Origin of the sequence: Zhenpiania hominis, assembly GCF_014333425.1 — a bacterium.
Lineage (GTDB): Bacteria > Bacillota > Clostridia > Peptostreptococcales > Anaerovoracaceae > Hominibacterium > Hominibacterium hominis.
Genome location: NZ_JACRYT010000003.1, coordinates 114,048 through 131,235, shown reverse-complemented (window position 1 = coordinate 131,235; position 17,188 = coordinate 114,048). Strand labels below are relative to the sequence as shown.

Genomic DNA, 17,188 nt, shown 5'->3' with positions numbered 1-17,188 from the left:
TGTTACTCCTCTGCCGCCGCCTTTAACTCTTCCAAAATCCGAAAGGCCTCTGACGGAGTCAGAGTCATCAGATCCAACGCTCTCAATCTTTCCACCACAGGATTCGGCGCAAACCCAAAGAAGGAGATCTGCTGTTCTTCCAAAGCCTCCGCTTCCGCCTTTTTCGAAGGCGCAGTACCCGAAAAATTTGGATCCGGAGCAGTAATTCCTTCTTCCAATTCTTTCAGCTTGACTTCCGCTTGTTCCAAAAGAAGCTCCGGAACGCCCGCCAGTCTCGCCACATGAATACCATAACTGCGGCTGGCGCTTCCTTCCACAATCTTATGAAGGAATACCACATTTCCGTTTTCCTCGGCAACATCCACATTGAGATTATGTACCCCCTTCATCTTCCCTTCCAGAGCCGTCATCTCGTGATAGTGAGTCGCGAAAAGAGTCCGGACCTGTTTTTTGGTATTGCACAAGTATTCGGCGGCAGCCCAGGCAATGGAGAGTCCATCGTAAGTACTGGTTCCTCTGCCGATTTCGTCTAAAATAATCAGGCTTTTTTCTGTGGACGCGTTGAGAATGTAGGCTAATTCGCTCATTTCCACAAAAAAGGTACTTTGTCCCTGAGCCAGATTATCCGAAGCGCCGATCCTGGTAAAAATCCGATCCGCTATGCCGATGCGGGCAGTTTCCGCCGGCACAAAGCATCCGGCCTGAGCCATCAGGACAATAAGCGCGGTCTGTCGCATATATGTAGATTTTCCCGCCATATTTGGACCAGTAATCAAAAGCATACTGCAGTCTTTCCGATCCAGCCATACATCATTGCTTACAAAAATTCCGTCCCGAATGGTCTGTTCAATTACCGGGTGTCTTCCCTTTTCGATTTGAATCTCATCCCCGCAGTCAATTTGCGGCTTTACGTAATTATTTTGCTGGGCCACCTGGGCAAAGCAGGCCAGTACATCCAGAGCTGAGACAGCGGCGGAGGTTGTCTGAATTTCCCGAATGTGTTGTTGTATTTCCTCCCGCACAGCAGTAAACAGTTCATATTCCATCTGGTTGATTTTAACCTCGGCATTGAGAACCAGATTTTCCATTTCCTTTAATTCCGGCGTAATGAATCGCTCACAGTTGGTAAGCGTTTGCTTTCTCACATAATTATCCGGAATCATATCGTAATAAGATTTGGTAATTTCCAGAAAATATCCAAAGACCTTATTAAATCCCACTTTAAGGTTTTTGATTCCCGTCCGTTCCCGCTCGCTGTTTTCCAGCTGCGCAATCCAGTTCTGCGCGTCCCGGATAGAGAACTTCAAATCATCGAGTTCTTCCGAGTACCCTTCTTTTATAAGTCCGCCTTCTTTCACGGTAAAAGGGGGATCTTCCACAATCGCCGTATCGATCAATTGGTAGACCTCTTTTAAGTCCCGCACCTCCCGGCCGAGCCGTTTCAGCAGCGCGCTGTCCGTTTCCTCCAGATCTCCCTTAATTTCAGGAAGCACAAAGCAGGAGTTTCGCAGGGCGATGAGATCTTTACCATTAGCGCTGCCGCATGCGATCCTTCCGGAAAGACGTTCAAAGTCATAGATCTGTTTTAGATTTTCCCGCAGATTGTTGCGCAAAAGCAGATCGTCGACCAGCACTTCTACCGCGTCCAAACGTTCCTGGATCTCATCAGCGTTATTCAGCGGTTCCCGAATCCACTGCTTCAGCCTTCTTCCTCCCATAGCGGTGCTGGTTTTATCCAGAACTCCAAGAAGCGATCCCTGCACCTTTTTTTCGAAAAGAGTTTCCGTCAATTCCAGATTTTTGATGGTCGCCTTGTCCAGCGCCATATGGGTCCCCATCTCGTAAAGGTGCAGCCATGTAATATGCTCTAGGCTGTTTTTCTGGGTTTCATGAAGATACAGGAGCATAGCCCCCAGGGCGAAAAGGGCGGCGCTTTCTTCTTCCAGTCCCAGACCTAAGAGCGCCTTCACCTTAAACTGGCGCAGAACCGCGTCCTGCACTGCCCGTTCCTCATAATAATCCGCGGACAGCGGGTTGAAATAAGCCTCGGTAATCCGCTTGACTTCCTCTGTATCCAATGTGCAGTCCTCGTTAAACAGGATTTCCCTGGCTTTTATTTTTACCAGTTCATTCAGGAGTGTCTCAAAACTGTCTGCATCCTCCCCGCGGGAGATTTCTGTCGCGTAGATCTCCCCTGTGGAAACATCACAGTAAGCAAGCCCGGTCCGTCCATGTCTACTGAAAAAAGAAGCGATATAATTGTTTTCCGTTTCCTTCAGCATATTCTGACTGATGACTGTCCCGGGAGTAATAATTCGGATCACTTCTCTTTTAACAATTCCTTTCGCTTGAGAAGGGTCCTCCGTCTGTTCGCAGATCGCGACTTTATATCCCTTTTCCACCAAACGCGCAATATAAGTATCCGCGGAATGGAAAGGGACCCCGCACATAGGCGCCCGTTCCTCCAGGCCGCAGTTTTTTCCCGTCAGCGTCAGTTCCAGTTCCCTGGACGCGGTTTTCGCGTCTTCAAAGAACATTTCATAAAAGTCGCCCAGCCGGAAAAACAGAATACAATCCTGATAGTCTTCTTTGATCTTCGTGTATTGCTGCATCATTGGTGATAGTGCCATTGTTTCTCTAATTCCTTTCCTTTTGCGATATAAAGCGCCCTGAGAAGCGATCGAACCTCTCAGGGGTTTTCCTTCGGAGAAGCGTTTCTCCGGAAATTTATGTTTCCTTACCTTCTGTTATAAGCCTCCAGCCCCAGGCGGATCAGCTCCACACCTCGGGCCATATCTTTCCTGTTAAGAACATAGGCGATACGCATTTCTTCTTTTCCCAGTCCCGGCGTAGCGTAAAACCCTTCGGCAGGAGCAAACATCACCGTTTCTCCCTGATCATCGAACTCGGTGAGAAGAAACATAAGAAACTCCTCTACATTATCCACCGGAAGCTTGGCCGTCAGGTAAAAGGCTCCTCCCGGTTTTTGGCATACAACCCCGGGAATCTTCATCAATTCTTTATAAACAACGTCTCTTCTCGCCTCATATTCTGCCCGGATCTCATCATAATAAGATTTAGACAGCTTGTACAAAGCTTCCGCACCAATCTGTTCTACTGTCGGCGAACACAGTCTGCCCTGAGCGATTTTCATCAGATTATCAAGGAGTTCCTCGTTCTTTGAAACAATACATCCGATCCTCGCGCCGCAGGCGGAAAACCGTTTGGAAACCGAATCAATAATAATAACCCGATCCGCCAGTTCTTCCGCCATGCCAAAGGATGTGGCCGGTCTTCCGTCATAGGCGAATTCCCGGTACACTTCATCGGCGATAATCCACAGATCGTGTTTTTTGGCAATTTCGCCGATAAGCCGTATTTCTTCCAATGTCAGCACATTTCCGGTGGGGTTCCCCGGACTGATGCAACAGATCGCCCTCGTTTTCGGCGTAATAGCCGCTTCTATTTTTTCCGCGTCCGCGTAATGATACCCTTCCTCCGGAGTCGTAGTGATAGGGACTATCACCCCATCGGCCATAGTCACAAAGGTATGATAGTTGGTATAAAATGGTTCCGGAATCAAAACTTCGTCTCCCGGATTCAAAAGAGAGATAAAGGTCATACTAAGGGCTTCCGATCCACCGTTTGTGACGATAATGTTTTCTCTTTCGTATTCCATTCCGTATTGTCTGAAATAGCCGGAAATCGCGTCCTGAAGCGCCGCGACGCCTCCTGATTCCGCATAGGCAATCACCTTTTCATCAAAGGCGCGAATCGCCTCCATAAAACATGCCGGCGTTTCCACATCCGGCTGCCCGATATTCAGATAATATACCTTCTTTCCAGCCTCGTTTGCCTTCTGCGCGATGGCATTAAACTTGCGGATCGGCGAATGCTCCATCGCCAGTACCTTGTTCGATAATTTCATTTCTCTAGCCTCCCTTTCTTTTTATTCGTTTCCCTCCAGTTTTCTATGAGACTCCTCTACCACCGACGCGATCTCCGGCAGCGGATCTTCCGGAGAAGTCTTTTTCAGATACAACAGGTACTCAATATTACCCTTGGCCCCCCGTACCGGAGAATATGTAAATCCATGGGCGAAAAGACCGTTTTCCGCTCCATAGCCGATTACCTTTTCCAGAACCTCCTTATGGACTGCTCTGTCCCGCACAATTCCTTTTTTCCCCACCTGCTGTCGTCCCGCCTCAAACTGAGGTTTTACCAGGCATACAAGGCTTCCCGTGTCGGAAAGGAGCTGAGCGGCTACCGGAAAGACCAATTTGAGAGAAATGAAGGAAACATCGATGCTGATAAAGTCCAACCGCTCCCTTCCCACGGTGTCGATATCCAGATAACGCACATTGGTCTTTTCCATATTTACCACTCGTGGATCGTTTCGCAGCTTCCAGTCCAGCTGTCCATATCCTACATCAATGGCGAATACTTTTGAAGCGCCCTTCTGCAGCATACAGTCTGTAAATCCACCTGTAGAGGCTCCAATATCCGCGCATACCGCGCCATCCAGATGAAAAGAAAAGTAATTCAGCGCCTTTTCCAGCTTCAGTCCCCCTCTGCTTACATAGGGACACAGATTTTCTTTAATCTGTATTTGCGCCTCTGTATCAACTGCGGTTCCCGCTTTGTCAATTCTTTGTCCGTCTACATACACGAGCCCCGCCATAATCGATGCCCGAGCTTTTTCTCTGGAAGCAAAGAGCCCTCTCTCTGTAAGAATGATATCAAGCCTGTTTTTCAATATAATTCCAAATCCTTTCCGCAATACTTTCCGGGTCCAGCCCGTATTTTTCAAACAGCTGTCCGCAGCTCCCATGTTCAATAAAGCAGTCAGGCCAACCAAAGTTCAATACTTTAACAGGAGATTCCATAATGGCGGCGGCCAGATTTTCACCAAATCCTCCAGTCACTACATTATCCTCCAGAGTCACAATCAGTCCGGTTCTGCCTGCGGAAGCTTCAATGGCCGGCTGGTCCAGCGGACGTACAAAGCGAGCGTTCACAAGACCTGCATCCAATCCTCTTTTTTCTAACAGTTTGCAGACTTCAAGACCTGTAGAAACCATATTGCCGACTGCCCAGATTTCCAGATCTCTGCCTTCCTTCTGTACAAGGCTTCCCGCAATCGGCTGATAAAAATCCAGCTGTGCTGCTTCCCCTCGCGGATAGCGGATGGCACAGGGTCCTTCCAGCGTTAAAGCGTATTCCAACATAGACTCCAGCTCATTGCTGTCCGCGGGAGCCAGGATCGTCATATTCGGCATATGGCCCAGATAGGAAAGATCAAACATCCCATGATGAGTTTCCCCGTCCGCGCCGACAATCCCTGCCCGGTCAATGGCAAATACAACGGGAAGTTTCTGAAGGCAGACATCCTCCATAATCTGGTCATATGCCCGCTGAAGGAAAGTGGAATAAATGGCAACTACCGGGCGAAAGCCTCCCGCGGCCATTCCCGCCGCAAACGTAACCGCGTGGGCCTCCGCGATTCCCACGTCAAAGGTTCGTTTCGGATACTTCTGCTTAAATTCTTTCAGACCGGTTCCCTCCAGCATAGCCGCTCCTACCGCGACAATTTCCGAATTTGTCCGCGCCAACTGCGACAGCTTTCTGCCAAACACTTTAGAGTAAGATAGCTCTGTTCCGCTGCTATGCTGTTTTCCGGTAGTCGGATCAAAAGGCCCGGTTCCGTGGTATTTGCTGGGAGTTTCTTCCGCGCTGCGGTATCCTTTTCCCTTTTGGGTAATGACATGGAGAAAAACCGGCTCATCAACCTCTTTAACCAGTTCCAGTGTCCGAATCAAGTCCTCCACGCTATGTCCGTCAATAGGACCGAAATATTTAAAACCCAACTCTTCAAACATAATTCCATCCAACACCGCATATTTGAGGGAATCCCGCATGTGCTGCATTCCCGACACCACGCCTTTGCCGATGCCCGGGATTTCTGCAACATTCTTTTTTAATTTCTGTTTGAATTCCGTATATTTCTGTGAGCTGCGGAGTTTTTCAAGGTACCGCGACACCCCTCCTGTATTAGGCGCGATAGACATCCCATTATCATTGAGAATGACGATCATTTTCGTCTTAGACGCTCCCGCGTTATTCAGCGCCTCATAGGCAAGCCCCCCGGTCAGTGCTCCGTCTCCAATAATAGCCGCAATATTGTAGTGCTCTCCTCTCAAATCTCTTGCCGCAGCCATCCCCGCGGCTATGGAAATAGATGTACTGCTGTGCCCGGTATCAAAGGTATCATATTCACTTTCCTTTACCTTTGGAAAGCCGCTCATTCCTCCGAATTTCCGCAGGTTTTCAAATCCTCCCGCTCTTCCCGTCAGAATTTTATGAACATAAGACTGGTGACCTACATCCCACACCAGCTTGTCCTTTGGCGTATCAAAGACTTTATGAAGGGCGATAGACAACTCAACAACGCCCAGGTTCGACGCCAGATGTCCTCCTGTCTTTGAAATATTGGATATTAGAAAATCCCGAATCTCATAAGAAAGAAGATCCAGCTCTTTGATCGACATGTCCTTCAAATCCCGCGGAAAATCATATTCCACTAACTTTTTCATTCCTATCTGCCTCTTGTCGCTAAATCCTTTGCTAGTTTCACGAAAAATTCCGCGTTGTCATAATAAGACGCTAATGCGTCAACCGCTGTTTCTGTCAGCTCCATCAGTTTTTTCTGCGACGCCTCCAGACCGTAAAGAGCCGGGTAAGTGGACTTTTTCTTAGCCTCGTCCATACCTGCCTTCTTCCCCATTTCTTCCTCACTGCCGATCACATCTAAGATATCGTCTTCAATCTGGAACGCCAGCCCCAGATTTTCCGCATAAATGGTAAGGTTTTCCAAAGTTTCCGCGTCCGCTCCGCCAAGCTGCGCGCCGGCCCGTACCGCAGCCACAATCAGAGCCGCTGTTTTCGTCAGATGAATATAATCCAGCATTTCTCCGGAACATGCCCGGTCCTCGGATTCGATATCCGCGACCTGACCGGCTACGATTCCCCTGCATCCGGACCCCTTAATGATTTCATTAGCCGCCCGGATCCGTTTTTTCAGCTTATCCTCATTATCAAAATAAAGGAACAGGTCCTTTGTCATCGCTTCAAATGCCGCTGACTGCAGGCCGTCTCCCGCCAGGATCGCCATGGCCTCTCCGAAAATAATATGATTGGTCGGCTGGCCCCGTCTGAGCTGATCGTCGTCCATAGCCGGAAGATCGTCATGGATCAGCGAGTAAGTATGAATATACTCGATGGCGCACGCATAAGGGATCGCCTCCTCGATCTTGCAGCCCGTAAATTCAGCTGCCGCCAGAAGAAGCATCGGACGGATTCGTTTTCCTCCGGCAGTCAAGCTATATTTCATAGACTCATAGAGGGTTATGCTTTTGTGGTCGATATCGGGAAGATAATCCAGAATATGATCTTCGATTAGATTTTTGTATTTTTTCCGCATTAGTTCAGGCATTTTTGTGTTCCTCCTGTTTACTTGGAATAGGTTTCAATTTTTTGTTTCGCACTGTTTAATATTTCGCTGCACTGCTTATAATATGCAATTCCTTCTTCAAAGTTTTTCAGCGCTTCCTCCAGTGTAATATTTTCCCTTTTCAGATTTTCCGAACTTTTTTCAAGCTTTTCCAGCGCTTCCTCAAAAGTCATTTTTTTTTCCGTCATTGTTCTCCCCTCCTTACATCCTCTGTGATGCAGTCAACCTCTCCGTCTGAGAGCGCAACGATCATTTTGTCTCCCTTGCGGATCTGCCCGGCTGTTTTTACAAATCTGCGCCCGCTGTCCAAAACAGCGCCGTATCCCCTTGCTAAAATCGCCTTCGGATTAAAAGCCTCCAGACTTTCCCGGAGCAGCTGCAGCTTCTTCTCATAGGCCTCTGTCTGCCTGCGTATACTGTGAAGGTTTTCCGTATGGATCGCTTCAAGCCGCATCTGCTCAACGGTAATCCGGCTTTCCAGATCCCGTTTGAACACATCCAGATTCAGTCTCTCAAGATGCATGCTCCGATATTTAAGTCCGGTTTCAAACCCACTCTCCAGGTGCTGTTTTAAAGTTTCGATATACCCTTTCAATTCTTCAATATCCGGAACCGCCATATGGGCGGCCGCGGTCGGAGTTTCCGCCCTGCGATCCGCCACAAAATCCGCAATGGTAAAATCCGTCTCATGTCCTACGGCGGAAATCACTGGAATTTTTGAAGCGTAGATGCTGCGGGCCACAATTTCTTCATTGAAAGCCCATAGTTCTTCCATGGCGCCTCCGCCCCGTCCGGTTATAATCGTATCCATATCCGGCCACTTTTCATTGATATCCGCAATGGCATGGGCAATTTCCCCTGCCGCGGAAGGTCCCTGAACCAGCACCGGATAAATCAGCACATCCACATAGTTATTCCTGCTTTTTATGATTTTCAGAATATCCCGTACCGCCGCGCCGGTTTCCGAAGTAACTACCGCGATCTTTTCCGGAAAAAACGGAATTTCCTTTTTATGCTCTTTATCAAACAATCCTTCCGCCTCTAATTTTGCCTTCAGTTTTTCAAAGGCAATCGACAGATTTCCAAGTCCCGCCACCTCAATGTCCCGGATATTCAGAGAATAACTCCCGCCCCGCTCATAAAGGTAGATATATCCGCTGGCTGTAATCTCCATACCTTCCGAAAGCTCATAACGAAGATTCTGCGCCCGATCCGCAGGTAAAAAGCAATTTAACCTGCTGCCTTCATCTTTCATAGAAAAATACACATGCCCGGAACCGTGAAATTTCAGATTGGAAATTTCTCCGATTACCGACACATTTCCAAGAAGGGGATCTGTCTGAAGGATTCGTTTGATATATCCGTTGAGCTGAGACACTTTTACTGGTTTTATCGCCATATCCGTCTTCCTCCAAGCAGCGCTGTTCCTACCGCGTTATCCTGGGAAAGCTCCGGCCGTCCGAAAGCAATCTCAATAGACGAACGCTCAAAATACTGTTCCAGTCTCCGGCGAACATACCGGCTGGATGAAACGCCCCCGGCGAACATAACACTGTCCAGACCGGTCTCGTCTGCCGCCTTTTCTGTGATTTCGATCAGAATTTTTACAAATTTATCAAATAGTTCCCGCACAAGGCTCTCCTGCCCGGTTTCATTCTTCCTAAGTTCTTCCAGCTTTCTGCCGCATTGCGTTTCAATACCGGAAAGGTTAAACCAGAGACCGTCGGCAGGAATTTTTTTTAAATCCTGAGAAGGGCTCTCCGCGGAAACTGCCATATGGTCCAGACTTTCTCCTGCCGGAAACGAAAATCCCATCTTCACGCCAACCCGATCCAAAACCTGTCCCATGGACAGATCTTTTGAGCCGCCGATCTTTGTCAGGCTGCCGGGCTCCACTTTCAGAAGTTCGCAGGTACCGCCGGAAAGATGATAGCACAAAAAAGCTTCCTTTTCCGCGAATTGGCTGTAAGCCCGGATGGCCTCAATATGTCCTTCCTGATGGGAAAACATATAATGGGGCACCTGCAGCGCCGCCGCCACTGCCTGTCCGAATCCAATTCCCGCTTTAAAAACAGGCATATAGGACCCTTCTACCGGCCTTGGACGATCCGAAGTACAGACAGCACGAATATCCCGGTTGCGCCCATCCGACAGAGCTTCCTCCAAAAGAGGCGGCAGATTTTCCAGATGCTGAAAAAGGGCGTCTGACTGTCTAAGCCCTCGTTCGCCCTGTTTTACACGCAATAATTTTCGCAGATCACAAAGGATCTTTTTTTCAGAATCAACAACAGCAACCGAAGTCTTATAATTGCTGGTATCAATTCCCAATATCCAATTCGCTGTTTGGTTCATCTTTTTTCTTCACAATCTGTCCCAGGATTCCGTTTATAAACCTGCGGGATTCATTTGTACTGTATTTTTTTGCCAGATCTACCGCTTCATTAATGGCCACCGCGTCGGGAATTGCGTCCATATAAAAAATCTCTCCCAGCGCCAGTCTGGCGATGGCAAGATCCACTTTCGCCATGCGCTTGGTATTCCACTTAGAGCTGATCGCGTTCAGTCTTTCATCGATCTCGCCGATATGATCCGCTACCGCGTCGGAAAGCTGATCCGCGTATTCTCTCTGACTGTTTTTCCGAAAATTAGCCTCAAGATAGCGCTCCCGGCACTCCCTGCTGTAGTCGCCCTGTATGTCCATTTGATAGAGAAGCTGCATAATCCGTTCTCTCGCCTCTGTTCGATTCATTTCTCCTAAGTCTCCTCCTCAGGCATGTGAACGCCCTGTACGTGAATATTAACAGCGGCAACAGGAAGCTCGGTCATGGACTCCACTTCCTTTTTCACATGCTCCTGAATCTCCCACGCGACGGACGGAATGTTCACCTGATAATGTACAATTACGAATATGTCTATGGCAGCGCCATCTTCGCCCTGTGAAACTTTGACTCCCTTGGAAAGAAGTTCTTTTCCCAGAAGATTTCTGGAAAGTGTATTGGTAAACCCGCCTGCCAGCTCCGCGACCCCATCGGTTTTCAGGGTAGCGTTGGCCGCGCAGACAGCAATTACTTCATCGGAAATTTTCAAGGTTCCGGCCTTTTGCTCATTTGCCACATTCATTTCTTTACACCTCAGGGTTTATTATATCAAATTTACCCTTTCATGACAATGGTTTTAGAACCTGCTTTGGATGATGATGTCCGGAGCTTTTCTGCCTGTCTCGCGCATGACCACATCGCAAATCTTCGCCACATCACTCTGATTCAGATCCTGCTTGTCAACCGTTACATTTACTCCGCTTTCTGTGATCAAAACCAGACATTCAGGCAGCCCTTTTGTGCGGATGGCGTTTTCCACATTCTGTTCCTGCTCCATGTATTCGAGAAGCTGAAGCTTCTGCTGGGTCGCGTTTTCTTTTTCCGAGCTGCCCTCCGCCGTATTTTCCGCATCTGTCAGCATAGAAATAACTTCGTTTCGATCCATATTGATGGTTGCTCTCATTTCTTCAAAATAAGTGTCGGAATTTTCCAGATCACTGACATCATCCGATGTTACCAGCTCGGAATCTTTTTTGCTGCTTTCTTTTTGAGAATCCTTTTGCCCATGTTTGGAAGCCTCGGTTTCCTCCTGTACATGAATGCTGTCCACAAGTACGTCCCCATCGTGTTCGGGAATCGCCTGATTGCTCTTTACCGCGTCCGGTGTTTTCAGCCCGCCTCCCGCGGCTGCCAGAATTCCGATACAAAGGGCAAAGACGCAAACTCCTCCCAGCATTTTTTTATGTCTTTTAACCCGCTCCCAGAATGTATGTTTTTTCATTTTTCCTTTCCTCCATTTTCCTGATTAGCATTATCATCTTTTTCAAAGACCATTACACTGGATACGGGGATATTAAAAACAGCCCGTACCGCATTTACCAGATTGTTCTGGACAACCGGATCGCCGGCGCCTTCTGCTGTGACAATTACTCCCGATATCTGATCGTCTTCCCCGTACTGAAGCATAACGTCCACCTCTCCGACTCCTTTCATATCTGTCAGGATCGCGCAGAGAGCTTCCTCTGTTCCTCCGTCTTCATCCAGAATCTGTTTTCGTCCGTCTTTGCTTTGGGTGAACACATCAAAGGACAGCAATGCGACCGACAGGATGATCAGAACCGCAATGATCTTGATGGCCAGATCCTTCATTTTCGGATCTTTTTTTAATTTCTCAAACATCTGCTTCCTCCTTACTATATATATTTTTCCTGCGCCGCTCTTATTCCAGCAAAATCAGCAGAGGCGACAGAATCGTCGCCATAATGACCAGAGAAAAAATAAATTTGATATACTTTTCCATTCTGGAGGTCGGCAGCAGCATCTCGATAAAGGTCAGCGCCAGAATCAGAATAAAAATATTTTTTACCCATTCCTTCATTACTTCCATAATGTTCCTCCCCCAATGCTGATGATAATTGTGAGAAAGATCAGAAACATCAGCGCGCACAGCCCTAAAACGACGGCCATTGTAATGACCGCGCTGCCCATTTCATTCAGACTGTCCGCGATCTGTTTGGTGGCAATAGGCGCCGCCAGTATGGCAGTCAGCTTGTAGATTACCGCTATGGCGAGGATTTTCAGAACCGGCGCTGTTAAGAGGCACAAAATAATAATGATTCCTAAAACCCCAATTCCGTTTTTAATCACTGCTACGCAGCTCAGTACCATATCGATGGAATCGGCGGCAAAGCCTCCCACAATGGGCACGAAATTATCCACCGAGTACCTTGCGGTATTGACTAAAAGGCCGTCCGCCGTCTTTGTCACCAAACCCTGGATGGCCGTCAGCCCCGCGAAAATCGTTACGGCAAGCCCGGTAAAAAAGACTGCCGCTTTCCGTAAAAATACTGCCAGACGGCTGACGTAGTCCTTTTCTGTAAGGCTGTTAATCAGAATGAAGATGCTGGATAAAAACACCAGAGGCAGGATGAACTTCTGCAGGGCCGTATTAAACGCAGTAATGGCGCCTAATATGACCGGATTCAGAATTCCTCCTGAGGAAAATCCGCCCATGCTGATAATCAGCGGAATCAGAATCGGCAGCAGAATCTGCATGGTCTTTGTCATAATTTCCAGAGTCGCCAGGCAGGACTCGTAGGTTACCATAAAATTTTTCAGGCACAGTGTAATGACAAGACAGCTGCAGACTACGGTACCCAGAGTGGAAACCGGTTTGTCCCCAAACGAACTCGAGAAGTTTTTTAGAAGACCGATGACAATACACAGGCTGATAATTTCCACTCCCAGAATCAGTCCGGCTTTTACTTCATAAAGAAACACGTCTAAAAGGTTTTGTATAAGAACTTCCGAGTCAAACAGAGGCTTTCCGTCAATAAAACTCTGGACAATCTCATCGGTTGAGACAGCGGAAAAAATCCCATTGCTCTGCTGCGCCGCGTCTTCCATAATCTGTTCCAGCTCCGCCAGATCCAGTTCTTCCATTTGTTCTTTTATGATCGAATCGTAATCCATCAGGGCGCCTCCTTTACAGGATAGAATTGATCAGTTCCAGGATCGCGAATAGAATCGGCATGGACAAGTAGAAGATAATAATTTTTCCTGCCAGTTCCACTTTGCTTCCGATGGCCCCTTCTCCCGCGTCCTTGCACAGCTGCGAGGTAAAATCCGCCAGGTACGCGACTACCAGGACTTTTACGATGATCGGGAAAAAATCTTTTCCGTAGGTCATCTGCCCGTAAATGTTCTCCAGGAACTGAAAGACCGCAGTCAGTTTGTCCAGCGCCATAAGGAAAATCACCATCACAGTGGCTAAGGCGACATAAAGAGACAATTCGGGCTTAAAATGTTTTACAATGGAGGCCATGATGACTCCGCCTATGGCTATGGCAGCGATTTTCATAATTTCCACAGGCTGTCCCTCCTAAAACTGAAAAAGTGTCCGGACTGTATCGAAGAATTCACTGATCATCTGCACGACCAGGAAGAGCACAATGACGATGCCCGCCAGGGTCGTCATCATAGCCTGCTCTTCCCTGCCTGCCCGCAGCAGAATCTGGTTGAGCACCGCGATCGCGATCCCGATCGCCGCGATTTTAAAAATAATATCAATATCCATACTCATGGCTTTCTACTCTCCTAAATTAAGATAATGGCAATGACAACACCGATGGAAAATCCGAGTCCCCTGTACATTTTCCCTTTGGTTTCCTTTTCTTTCACCGCGGCTTCCATTTGTGTCTCCAGTCGGGTTTCGGCAAGGGAGAACATGGACGCCTGCCCTCGCAGATCGCTTTTTCCCAGCTGCAGTCCCAGATCCGAAATGATGATCCGGTCTTCATCCCGCAGGCAGCTGCCGCTGTAGGCGCGGTCCAGAGCCTGGTCCCAGCATTGCTTCAGATTCAGATTTTCTTTCATAAACCGGCTGCATTCCCACAAAAGATCCATCGCCCGGTTGTCTTTGTAGGAACCGACCCTCGCAAATACCGCGGGGAGCGGATCCTTCAGATAGCTCATTTCCGTCTGCAGAATGCGGATCATCTCTTTCAGATCTCTGAGTTCTTCCAGTCTCTGACTGTAGACCTGAGCTTTCATAATGCCAAGTCCCCCGCAGGAGAAGATGATAATAAGACACAAAAAACCTTTAAACATGGAGAACCTCACGGATCGTTCCGGTCCGGGGATCGTTTGTCAGGAAAAGAATCCTGGAAAAAACGCCCCTCTTTACAATCGGCCCGAGATTGGAAGACAGCACATCATCGTAGTCTCTGCCATGAATGGTTGTAAGGATTGCCACGCCGGCGCAAAGGGCGGTTTCAATGGCGTCAATGTCTTCTTTTTTTCCGATTTCGTCGGTTACAACCGCGTCCGGCGACATGGCGCGGATCAGCATAATCATCCCTTCCGCTTTGGGACAGCCGTCCAGCACGTCCGTTCTCGGCCCGATATCAAAAGAGGGCTTCCCCATATAAGTTCCCGCGATTTCCGATCGTTCATCACAGAGGCCGATTTTAAATCCCTGATAGCTGAGCGCTCTCATCAGATCTCGCAACAGTGTCGTTTTTCCGCATTTGGGGGGTGATACAATCAAGGTATTCTGAAGTCTTCCCTCCTTATCCAGCACATGAGAAAGCACCCGATCAGCTACGCCGGTAATCTCCCTGCTTCTCCGCAGATTGAGGGAGGATACCTCTTTAATCAGGGTTACCTTCCCACGATCCAAAACCGCGCGGCCGCATATCCCAACCCGGTGTCCGCCTTCGATGGTTATGTAGCCCTTTGCCAGTTCTTCCTCATAGGCATAATAAGAATAATCCAGAAGATTATTTAAAATCGTATCCAGCTCCTGTCTGGTGACCATGGCGTTTTTCTTAAGGGCTACTACAATTTCCTTGTTCTTTGAAATTACGCGCACATCGCCGCGGACCCTGAGCCTTATCTCTTCCAGGCCGGCAAGCAGCGGCTCGGGAAGTTCCTGAATCGGTATTCTTATCCGTTCCGGAAGTTTATTTAAAATCTGCTCTAAGTTGTTCATTCAAACACCCCTTTTCCCTTTTGTTTATACATCTTATTCCGTGGACAAGGTTTTATGCCTGCTTTTTTTGCCGGGCCAGCGTTTAGGATTTTATAAATATCGGGAGTTTTTTTTGCGCAAAAAAAAGAGCCGCAGGGGATGAGTTACGTTTCATCCCCTACAGCCCTGTTTTTTCGATAAACCTTTCTACTGCGCGCGAACAAATCATTGAAATCTTCAGCCCAGTGTCTCGCCGCGCGAACAAATTCTCATAATACTGAAAGGAGTTGCGTTTTGGAGCCTAAAAGCCCCTCTAACACCTGATTTTCGAGGCTTGGGAACAGATTTTATCTAAATTTAACCATTTCATTACAACATATGTCAACAATCCGCAATCCTGCTTTTTTAAAGCGCAAAATGTTCGCGCAGCTGCATGTATTGTTCAGATATCGAAACGGTTTATACCCGGGTAATGGCCTCACCCTTTTTTACGATACATCCTTTCTTGAAAAAGCAGATTCCATAAGACAAAACCGGACGATATCCATCCGCAAGCAACGGCTCTGCGTAATGGTTTTCTTTAATCTGGGTGAGAGCTTCTTCACACTTCGCTTCCATCTCATCAAATCGTTGGGCGATTTTCACTTCCAGTACCATCGCTTTCCCCATAAACTTTTTTTCTTTCAAAAGAAGATCCGGCCGTCCGCTCCCGCTTTCCCTGTCAGACTGAACCTGATAGTTTCCCGCTCCTTTCAGAAGACCGGCCAGAAATCCATGATAATAGTTTTCCGCGTAATCAAAATAACTGATGGTATCCATAAGTTGTTCTGAGAGAAATTTCCCCGCGGTTTCACAGTCTCCGTTCTCCAGGGCTTTTATCAGGACGCCCCGATCCAGATCCGCAACTTTATGCTCAAACCATTTCAAGATACTCTGCCTGTAAATTCCCCTGACTTCATTGTTTGGAATTGCCATTTGAAGATAAAGGCCGCTGTCATCCTGTCTTTGTCCGCAGGATTTCAGATAGCCGGTAAAAAACAAAAAATTCCAGAGGTTATCCCTCGAACTGTGTATCTCATCATAAGTAATCTCTTCATGGATCGGTTTTTCAACCGTATCTCCTTCCATAAGGCGTTCAATCTCACTTCTGGTCTCTTCATCCGCGTTTTCAATCATCTGCCGGATAATATCATTTGAGGATGTATTTGACCAGTACGGGCGCGGAAAAGCCCTTGAATCTGCTTCTGCGTTTTTTACATAATTGACAATACTCCACGGATTATAGATTTCCCGCGATCCGAAGCAGTAGCCGTCGTACCATGCTTTCAGTTCCGGATATTTTTCCGATAGACCGCAGGAATGCAGCATGGCTTTCACCTCGTCTTCTGTAAAACCGAAACAGGAGTCGTACCGATGGCTGAGAACGGAGTGGATTTCCAGATTATTCAGTCCGGTAAAAATGCTTTCCCTGCTGATCCGCAGACAACCGGTGATGACTGCGAATTCCAGGAAGTTATTCGTCTTCAGCGCTGATTCAAAAATGGATCGCAAAAAAGCGACCATTTCTTCATAAAATCCTTCCATATAGGCGTTTTCCAGAGGTACGTCGTATTCATCAATAAGGATAATCGCCTTTTTTCCGTGCCAGTTGTTCAAACACTTGCACAGGAAGTGCAGCGCGTCAAGATATTCTTCGTTTCCGCAGGTTCGTTCCATAATCCGCCAGTAACTGTCTTTTTCCTCTTTTGAAATGCGATTTCCGTCTAACACATAGGAATGTCTCCGAAACTCTTCGGAGATCTGTTTTTTCAGCATGGCATAGGCGTCTTCAAATTTTTTCTGTTTGGCAGATTTCAGCGACAGTGAAATTACAGGATATTGCTGCTGATGCTTCTGATAGGATTCCCTGCAACGGGAAATCGCCAGGTTTTTGAAAACCTGGCGGTTGTCGATTCTCTCACCATGTATATTGCGTTCATCCTCAAAAAAACGGCGGATCATACTTAAATTCAGGGTTTTACCAAACCGACGGGGACGGGTCAGCAGCGTCACCTTCCCCGCGCTGTCCAACAACTCCCGGATCATCAGGCTTTTGTCCACATAATAAAGACCCTTTTCAATAATTTCTTTTAAATCCTCGTAACCTACAGGAGGGATCATTTTTTTCAT

At 47.6% G+C, this 17,188-nt stretch carries 19 protein-coding genes; all 19 read right to left on the bottom strand.

Annotated features, from left to right (window positions below):
- Positions 1 to 2 precede the first annotated feature (2 nt).
- The gene (gene mutS, locus H9L42_RS04955) at positions 3 to 2,630 is read right to left on the bottom strand and encodes a DNA mismatch repair protein MutS (protein ID WP_187302276.1); all 2,628 of its coding nucleotides are present in this window, start codon (positions 2,628 to 2,630) and stop codon (positions 3 to 5) included.
- Between the two features lie 107 nt (positions 2,631 to 2,737).
- Positions 2,738 to 3,928: a pyridoxal phosphate-dependent aminotransferase gene (locus H9L42_RS04950; protein WP_187302275.1), complete on the bottom strand. Its 1,191-nt coding sequence runs from the start codon at positions 3,926 to 3,928 to the stop codon at positions 2,738 to 2,740.
- Between the two features lie 21 nt (positions 3,929 to 3,949).
- Complete coding sequence (locus tag H9L42_RS04945; RefSeq protein WP_243235661.1) at positions 3,950 to 4,756, bottom strand: TlyA family RNA methyltransferase; 807 nt, start codon at positions 4,754 to 4,756, stop codon at positions 3,950 to 3,952.
- Positions 4,740 to 6,593 (bottom strand): 1-deoxy-D-xylulose-5-phosphate synthase, encoded by a 1,854-nt coding sequence (dxs, locus tag H9L42_RS04940; RefSeq protein ID WP_187302274.1) that lies wholly within the window; start codon positions 6,591 to 6,593, stop codon positions 4,740 to 4,742. The genes H9L42_RS04945 and dxs overlap by 17 nt, the downstream gene beginning before the upstream one ends.
- A gap of 2 nt (positions 6,594 to 6,595) precedes the next feature.
- Positions 6,596 to 7,492 (bottom strand): polyprenyl synthetase family protein, encoded by an 897-nt coding sequence (locus H9L42_RS04935; protein WP_243235660.1) that lies wholly within the window; start codon positions 7,490 to 7,492, stop codon positions 6,596 to 6,598.
- A 17-nt stretch (positions 7,493 to 7,509) separates the two neighbouring features.
- Entirely contained in the window at positions 7,510 to 7,698 is a 189-nt protein-coding gene (gene xseB / locus H9L42_RS04930; RefSeq protein ID WP_187302273.1) for an exodeoxyribonuclease VII small subunit, read from the bottom strand.
- Positions 7,695 to 8,909 carry an exodeoxyribonuclease VII large subunit gene (gene xseA, locus H9L42_RS04925; protein WP_187302272.1) on the bottom strand — a complete coding sequence of 405 codons (1,215 nt, stop codon included), beginning with the start codon at positions 8,907 to 8,909 and terminating at the stop codon, positions 7,695 to 7,697. Before xseA ends, xseB begins: the two co-directional genes overlap by 4 nt.
- Complete coding sequence (locus tag H9L42_RS04920; protein WP_187302271.1) at positions 8,900 to 9,862, bottom strand: tRNA (adenosine(37)-N6)-threonylcarbamoyltransferase complex transferase subunit TsaD; 963 nt, start codon at positions 9,860 to 9,862, stop codon at positions 8,900 to 8,902. The genes xseA and H9L42_RS04920 overlap by 10 nt, the downstream gene beginning before the upstream one ends.
- Positions 9,828 to 10,259, bottom strand: a complete 432-nt coding sequence (nusB, locus tag H9L42_RS04915) for a transcription antitermination factor NusB (RefSeq protein WP_187302270.1) — start codon at positions 10,257 to 10,259, stop codon at positions 9,828 to 9,830. The genes H9L42_RS04920 and nusB overlap by 35 nt, the downstream gene beginning before the upstream one ends.
- A 5-nt stretch (positions 10,260 to 10,264) precedes the next feature.
- On the bottom strand, positions 10,265 to 10,630 hold the full coding sequence (locus tag H9L42_RS04910) for an Asp23/Gls24 family envelope stress response protein (protein WP_187302269.1): 366 nt from the start codon (positions 10,628 to 10,630) through the stop codon (positions 10,265 to 10,267).
- Positions 10,631 to 10,684: 54 nt separating this feature from the next.
- Positions 10,685 to 11,329: a SpoIIIAH-like family protein gene (locus H9L42_RS04905; RefSeq protein WP_187302268.1), complete on the bottom strand. Its 645-nt coding sequence runs from the start codon at positions 11,327 to 11,329 to the stop codon at positions 10,685 to 10,687.
- Entirely contained in the window at positions 11,326 to 11,727 is a 402-nt protein-coding gene (locus tag H9L42_RS04900; RefSeq protein WP_187302267.1) for a hypothetical protein, read from the bottom strand. Before H9L42_RS04900 ends, H9L42_RS04905 begins: the two co-directional genes overlap by 4 nt.
- Before the next feature lie 40 nt (positions 11,728 to 11,767).
- Entirely contained in the window at positions 11,768 to 11,935 is a 168-nt protein-coding gene (locus tag H9L42_RS04895; protein WP_187302266.1) for a stage III sporulation protein AF, read from the bottom strand.
- Positions 11,926 to 13,020 (bottom strand): stage III sporulation protein AE, encoded by a 1,095-nt coding sequence (gene spoIIIAE, locus H9L42_RS04890; protein ID WP_187302265.1) that lies wholly within the window; start codon positions 13,018 to 13,020, stop codon positions 11,926 to 11,928. Before spoIIIAE ends, H9L42_RS04895 begins: the two co-directional genes overlap by 10 nt.
- A 13-nt stretch (positions 13,021 to 13,033) precedes the next feature.
- On the bottom strand, positions 13,034 to 13,408 hold the full coding sequence (gene spoIIIAD / locus H9L42_RS04885; RefSeq protein WP_243235667.1) for a stage III sporulation protein AD: 375 nt from the start codon (positions 13,406 to 13,408) through the stop codon (positions 13,034 to 13,036).
- Positions 13,409 to 13,429: 21 nt separating this feature from the next.
- Positions 13,430 to 13,630: a stage III sporulation protein AC gene (gene spoIIIAC / locus H9L42_RS04880; protein WP_465270647.1), complete on the bottom strand. Its 201-nt coding sequence runs from the start codon at positions 13,628 to 13,630 to the stop codon at positions 13,430 to 13,432.
- Between the two features lie 14 nt (positions 13,631 to 13,644).
- Complete coding sequence (locus H9L42_RS04875; RefSeq protein WP_187302263.1) at positions 13,645 to 14,157, bottom strand: stage III sporulation protein AB; 513 nt, start codon at positions 14,155 to 14,157, stop codon at positions 13,645 to 13,647.
- The gene (gene spoIIIAA, locus H9L42_RS04870) at positions 14,150 to 15,040 is read right to left on the bottom strand and encodes a stage III sporulation protein AA (protein WP_187302262.1); all 891 of its coding nucleotides are present in this window, start codon (positions 15,038 to 15,040) and stop codon (positions 14,150 to 14,152) included. The genes H9L42_RS04875 and spoIIIAA overlap by 8 nt, the downstream gene beginning before the upstream one ends.
- A 438-nt stretch (positions 15,041 to 15,478) precedes the next feature.
- A complete protein-coding gene (locus H9L42_RS04865) occupies positions 15,479 to 17,188 on the bottom strand; it encodes an AAA family ATPase (RefSeq protein WP_187302261.1) in 1,710 nt (569 codons plus the stop codon).